The organism is uncultured Gemmiger sp. (assembly GCA_944388105.1).
Taxonomy (GTDB): Bacteria; Bacillota; Clostridia; order Oscillospirales; family Ruminococcaceae; genus Gemmiger.
Genome location: CALXHN010000118.1, coordinates 1 through 5,893 on the forward strand (window position 1 = coordinate 1; position 5,893 = coordinate 5,893).

Below are 5,893 nucleotides of genomic sequence, written 5' to 3' on the forward strand. Positions count from 1 at the left end.
TCAAAGTCGGGCATGGTCTGGGCCAGTACACTGTCGATTGCCTGCGGCAGGTAGGGCTCCACATTGTACACCGGCATCAGAATGGAAATTTTCGGTGCGGCGGAAGCCATCATGGAATCCACTCTCCTCTTTTGGGTCTGCGAAAATTTATTGGCAGAGATATTCAAGAAAGGCGATGCACAGCCGTCTGAGGCGCAGGCCGGTCAGCAGGTTCAGGACTGTTGCCTTGCGGCCCAGGCAGGGAGGCAGGGCCCTCAGGGCGTGCCAGACCGCCGGTGCGGTGACCCAGCGCTGCAGGTAGGCCTTCCGCGTGGCTCTGTCCGGCGCATACTGCCGGATGTAGCGGCAGACAGCCAGGACCTTTCCGTATTCCCAGACGCGGTATGCCCTTTCCTCCTCCGCCGGCAGGGCGGCGGGGTGGAACAGGGTGTGCTGCCGTTCCATCAGCGGCAGTTCGTCCCGGCACACGCCGGTATAAAACCGATGCAGCGCCGACCCTTCGTGCTGCTCGTAATGGTACAGCTTGTCGGGGCAGACGGCAATGCTGCGGCAGGCCAGCAGACAATCCTGCGCGAAGTAGGCGTCCTCACAGCGGCGCACCCCCTCGGGAAACCGGATGGCGGGCCTGACCAGGGCCGTGCGGTACAGCTTGTTGCAGGCATAGTTGATAAAGACCGGATTGGCGTACCGGGAAGGCGTGGTGCGCAGCACCTGCAGGGAGACGGTCTCGCCGCAGACTTTTTCGTTCCAGTCGGAGAGATCCCAGACACAGCACACCGCCATATCGTGGGAACCGATGCAGTTGAACAGGGTCTGCAGATAGTCCGGCTCCACCCAGTCATCCGCGTCCACGAAGGCCAGATATTCGCCCCGGGCCGCCGCGATGCCGGCGTTGCGGGCCGCAGAGACCCCCGCGTTTTTCTGGTGGATCACCCGCAGACGGGGCTCCTTCTTTGCCCAGGTGTCACACAGGCGGGCGGAACCGTCGGTGCTGCCGTCATCCACCAGGATGGCTTCCCAGTCCTGCCAGGTCTGGGCCAGCAGACTCCGCAGGCAGGTTTCCAGATAAGGGGCGCTGTTATATACAGGGACTACCACCGAGATGAGAGGGGACATACGATCACTCCTTGTCCGGTACAGTTCTCAGGGGGCGGGCATGCGGCCGGTGCGGCCTTTCAGAAAGTCCACGGCGCCGCGCCATTCGCCGTAGCTGCGGCCTTTGTGATGCCCCAGGGCGGCCGCAGCCAGACAGCACAAACCGCCTTTCAGGGCCGCCAGGATCCCGGCCAGACGGCGGAAAGCCGCCGAGCGGCCCCGGCAGCGCAGGGTCAGGGTGTTGCGGGTGATGTAGTATACCGAGAGCATGCCCCCGGCGGTTCCGCCGGCCTTGTGGTGCAGCACCGCATCCGGCAGGTACCACATGGGTACGCCGGCGTCGGTCAGGCGGATGCAGTAGTCCACATCCTCACAGTACATGAACAGCGATTCGTCCAGGTAGCCCACAGCCTCGATGACCTTCCGGGGCAGCAGGACACAGCAGAAGGTGATGAACCCCACCTGCTTTTTCCGGGAAAAATCGGGCCCGTCCTTGGCGTGCCCGCCCAGATGGACCACCTTGCCGGTCTTCCGGTCCAGGGTGCCGCCGGCAAACCAGATCTCGTCCGGCGGGTCCATGAAGAGCATCTTGGGACAGCTCACCCCATCCGGCGGGGTCTGCCGCAGCAGGGTTTCCAGCATATCCGGGGCGCAGGCGGTGTCGTTGTTCAGCAGCATCACCCAGTCCGCACCGTCCGCCAGCGCCCGCCGGATGCCCAGGTTGTTGATGGCGGCAAAGCCCTGGTTGCGCGTCTGGGGCAAAAACACCACATTGTCGTCCAGCATGCCGCCCAGCTGCTGCACCGAATCATCGGTGGAGGCATCATCCAGCAGGATGACCTCGAAATCCCGGAAGGTCTGATGGCGCAGACTTTCCAGACAGACCCGGGTATCCCGCCAGCCATTGTAGTTGGAGATGACGATCCCGATTTTCGGCATAACGGCCCCTTTCTTTTCCGGCAGCTTCATGTCCGGCAGCAGAAAATGCGACAGAATTTTTACATAAAATCAGTATACCATATCGCGAAGGGGAATTCAATGAATGAACAAAATGAAAAGTATGCCCGCTCATTGTCAAAAGCCGCTGGATATGGTAAAATTACCAATAAGCATGCAATCAGGTAGGTGACGGTATGAAAGTAGTAATTCTTGCCGGCGGATTCGGAACACGCATCAGCGAAGAGAGCGTTCTCAAGCCCAAACCCATGGTGGAGATCGGCGGCAAACCCATTCTGTGGCATATCATGAAAGGGTATGCCCATTACGGCTACACCGATTTCATCATCTGCGCCGGGTACAAGCAGGATGTGATCAAGCAGTATTTCTTTGACTACTATCTGCACAACGCGGATGTTTCCTTCGATCTGGCCACCAATTCCATGCAGGTGCTGAACTCGCACGCCGAGCCCTGGAAGGTGACGGTGGTGGACACCGGCCTGAACACCATGACCGGCGGCCGCATCAAGCGGGTGCGCCCCTATGTGGGGGAGGAGCCGTTCATGCTGACCTACGGCGACGGTGTGTCCGACATCGACCTGAACGAGCTGGAGCGCTTCCACCGTGCCCACGGCAAGGCGGTGACCATGTCCAGCTACAATGTGGGCCAGCAGTTCGGGGTGCTGGATGTGGATGACACCGGTCTGGTGACCGGGTTCCGGGAAAAGCAGGAGATGGACGGCAGCATGATCAACATCGGGTTCATGGTCTGCAACCCGGAGATCTTTGATGTCATCGAAGGGGACGAGACCGTCCTGGAAAAGAAACCGCTGGAGACCCTGGCCGCCCGGGGGCAGCTGCAGAGCTGCTGCCACGGGGGATTCTGGAAATGCATGGACACTGTGCGGGACAGAAACCAGCTGGAAAAACTGTGGGCGGAAGGCAAGGCGCCCTGGAAAGTGTGGAACGACTGATGCTGGACCTGAATTTCTTTGCAGGCAAACGGGTGTTTGTGACCGGGCATACCGGGTTCAAGGGGACCTGGCTGTGCCGGATGCTCACCGGCGCCGGTGCCCTGGTCACCGGATACAGCCTGGAACCGCCCACCGACCCCGCCCTGTTCCGCATGGCGGATCTGGACGGAAAGATGACCAGCGTCATCGGGGACATCCGGGACATGGACGCTCTGAAGGCGGCCTTTGAGCAGGCAAGACCGGAGATCGTGCTGCATCTGGCGGCACAGCCCATTGTGCGGGACAGCTATAAGGACCCGCGCTACACCTACGAGACCAACGTGATGGGCACCGTGAACCTGCTGGAATGCGTGCGCACGGCGGCGCAGCCGCCCCGTTCGGTGCTCAACGTCACCACCGACAAGGTATACGAAAATAAGGAATGGCACTGGGGCTACCGGGAAAATGAGCCTCTGGACGGGTACGATCCGTACTCCAACAGCAAGAGCTGCTCCGAACTGGTGACCCACAGCTATAAATGCAGTTTTCTGGACGGCATGGGGGTGGCGGTGTCCACCGCCCGGGCCGGCAATGTCATCGGCGGCGGGGATTTCGCCAATGACCGGATCATTCCGGACTGCATCCGTGCCATGGCCAAGGGCGAGGCGATCGGGGTGCGCAATCCCTATTCGACCCGCCCTTATCAGCATGTGCTGGAACCGCTGGCGGTGTATCTGATGATCGCCAGGGCCCAGTATGAGGACCCGGCCTTCGCGGGATATTACAATGTGGGCCCGGACGACTGCGACTGCGTCACCACCGGGGATCTGGTGGACCTGTTCTGCCGCTGCTGGGGCGAAGGTGCCCGGTGGGAGAACCGCGCCGAAGCCAATGCCCCCCACGAAGCCAACTTCCTCAAGCTGGACTGCAGCAAGCTCAAGGCTGCCTTCGGCTGGCATCCCCGCTGGCATATAGAGGAGTGCATGCGCATGACCTGCCGCTTTGGCAAGGTCTGGCTGGCAGGCGGGGATATCCCGGCGGAGATGGATGCGGAGATCGCGGAATTCCTGCACGGATGCTGATGACAGAGGAGAACACAGACAAGGTGAAAAAGCAACAGGAAACACGGAAAAGAAATGTCCGCGCTCTCACGGGGGCGGCCTGGTTCTGGTGGATACTGCTGGCAGTGGCACTGGCGGCGGCCGTGGGCTATCTGAGGGTCACGCTGCTGGCGCCGCTGGGCGGGGACGATCAGGTCAACAACCTCAGGTCTTATTACGAACTGACACACGGCTCTGTATGGGGGCTGATGAAACAGGAAGCGGCCGGCATCTGGAAGGCTCTTACCCTGCAGAACAGCCGCTTTTTCCCTTTTTCCACCCTTCCGGTGCCCCTGCGCTATTGGTTCAAGGGCAATATTGACCGGTACCGGCTGTTCATCATCGGCCATACCCTGGTGGATGCAGCCCTGCTGGGCCTGCTTGTGACCAAAGCCACCGGCCGCAAACGGCTGGGCGGAGCCCTCTTTGCCCTGCTGCCCCTGATGCTCTGCCTGTGGACGGACTGGTCCAGCAACGGAATGTTCAGCTACGAAGCCCTGCCGCAGATGGCCCTGTGTCCGGCCCTTCTGGCAGGACTGTGCATGGTGGCGCTGCATAAGACGGGGCATTGGCGCTGGGGCGTGCTGGGCGCGCTGCTGACATTCTGGACCTGCGGCACCTATGAAATCGGATATACCTATATCCTCATGCTTGGGTTTCTGGCCCTTGTGCTGGAACCTCGCTTCTGGAAGGCGGTGCGCCTCGGCCTGCCGTTCCTGGGCGGCGAAGTGGCGGCGCTGTGCCTGTATGTGATGAGTTCCCGGCTGAATACCTCTGCCGGGAGCCAATCCTATGCCGGCGTGCAGGCCTCCTTTGATCTGAAGGAGATCGCTCTGACCTGGGTACAGCAGATGTCCGCCGGATTCCCGCTGAATACCATCCTTTTGTCCGACTACCACCCCACTTCCTACACGGCAGGGGACTTTTTCTGGCCGCTGGTGCTGGCGGCCGTGGTGGTTTGCTTTTTGTGGTTGGGACGTCCGGAACCGGATAAAAGGCAGAGTGTGTTTCTGTTCCTGATGGGACTGTCCATGCTGGCGGGACCGGCCTTTCTGGTGGGCCTGTCCGGCAAGTATCAGGACGGCTGGGTGACCTGGACCACCGCGTACATCCCGGCGGCGGTGGAATCTTTCGGTGTGGCCCTGATGGTCCTGGTGGTGCTGGTCTGGCTGTTCCGCCTGGTGCGCGGCAGCCGGTATGCCCGCTGGGGTATGGTCGTGCTTGCCGTGGTGGTCATCCTGGGGCTGACGGCCTGCGGAGCCTATCAGCGGGCGGCCACCCGCCAGCACAACGGAACGGAGAAGCGCGCCACCTACGAATTCCTGTGCGACAGTGTGGAGGCCGGACTGGCGGCGGATGTGCCCCAGGATTCGCCCCTGGTGTGCGAGTTCAATGTCTGGGGCAGCGATAAGGGCGCCCAGGAGGCTTTCTTCCTGCGGTACGGCGACTGCAGCCGCAATGCCTACCATGTGGATGCGTGGGAAAACGATCCTCAGCCCAACGGCGAACCTATTTACTTTTTGTGCTATGCCCGCGATTACGAAGGATATGACGTGGCGTGGGTGGCACATGTCACCGACGATATGACCCGCTATGCGGACAGCGTGAAGGTCTACATCCAGGGGGATAAGGTCCCGGCGGATGCGATCCTGAGCTATATCACCCTGGGGGAGGACGGCAGCGAAGTCTGGCATGAAGCCTGCCTGCAGGACCTGCCCCGGACCGAGCCAGATGAAAACGGCGATTACTTTGTCACCGTCCGGGATGACAACATCATTTCCCGGCGCATCAGCCTGTGGCCCTGAAAAA

General features: G+C 61.1%; 6 protein-coding genes. 3 read left to right on the top strand and 3 right to left on the bottom strand.

What is annotated here, in order from left to right:
* The 3 genes from Q0K17_RS11270 to Q0K17_RS10150 all read right to left on the bottom strand — a co-directional run.
* A partial coding sequence (locus Q0K17_RS11270) for a glycosyltransferase (protein ID WP_366776919.1) occupies positions 1-113 on the bottom strand: 113 nt, incomplete at its 3' end.
* A 34-nt stretch (positions 114-147) separates the two neighbouring features.
* A complete protein-coding gene (locus tag Q0K17_RS10145; protein WP_294542749.1) occupies positions 148-1,116 on the bottom strand; it encodes a glycosyltransferase in 969 nt (322 codons plus the stop codon).
* A gap of 27 nt (positions 1,117-1,143) precedes the next feature.
* Positions 1,144-2,034 (bottom strand): glycosyltransferase family 2 protein, encoded by an 891-nt coding sequence (locus Q0K17_RS10150; RefSeq protein WP_294542751.1) that lies wholly within the window; start codon positions 2,032-2,034, stop codon positions 1,144-1,146.
* A gap of 194 nt (positions 2,035-2,228) precedes the next feature.
* On the opposite strand from Q0K17_RS10150, the gene rfbF reads away from it, so the two are divergent.
* Genes rfbF through Q0K17_RS10165 form a run of 3 tightly spaced genes read left to right on the top strand, consistent with a single transcriptional unit; the run spans position 2,229 to position 5,889 of the window.
* Positions 2,229-3,005 (top strand): glucose-1-phosphate cytidylyltransferase, encoded by a 777-nt coding sequence (gene rfbF / locus Q0K17_RS10155; protein WP_294542752.1) that lies wholly within the window; start codon positions 2,229-2,231, stop codon positions 3,003-3,005.
* On the top strand, positions 3,005-4,066 hold the full coding sequence (gene rfbG / locus Q0K17_RS10160) for a CDP-glucose 4,6-dehydratase (RefSeq protein WP_294542756.1): 1,062 nt from the start codon (positions 3,005-3,007) through the stop codon (positions 4,064-4,066). Before rfbF ends, rfbG begins: the two co-directional genes overlap by 1 nt.
* A 23-nt stretch (positions 4,067-4,089) precedes the next feature.
* Positions 4,090-5,889 carry a hypothetical protein gene (locus Q0K17_RS10165; RefSeq protein ID WP_294542754.1) on the top strand — a complete coding sequence of 600 codons (1,800 nt, stop codon included), beginning with the start codon at positions 4,090-4,092 and terminating at the stop codon, positions 5,887-5,889.
* Positions 5,890-5,893 lie beyond the last annotated feature (4 nt).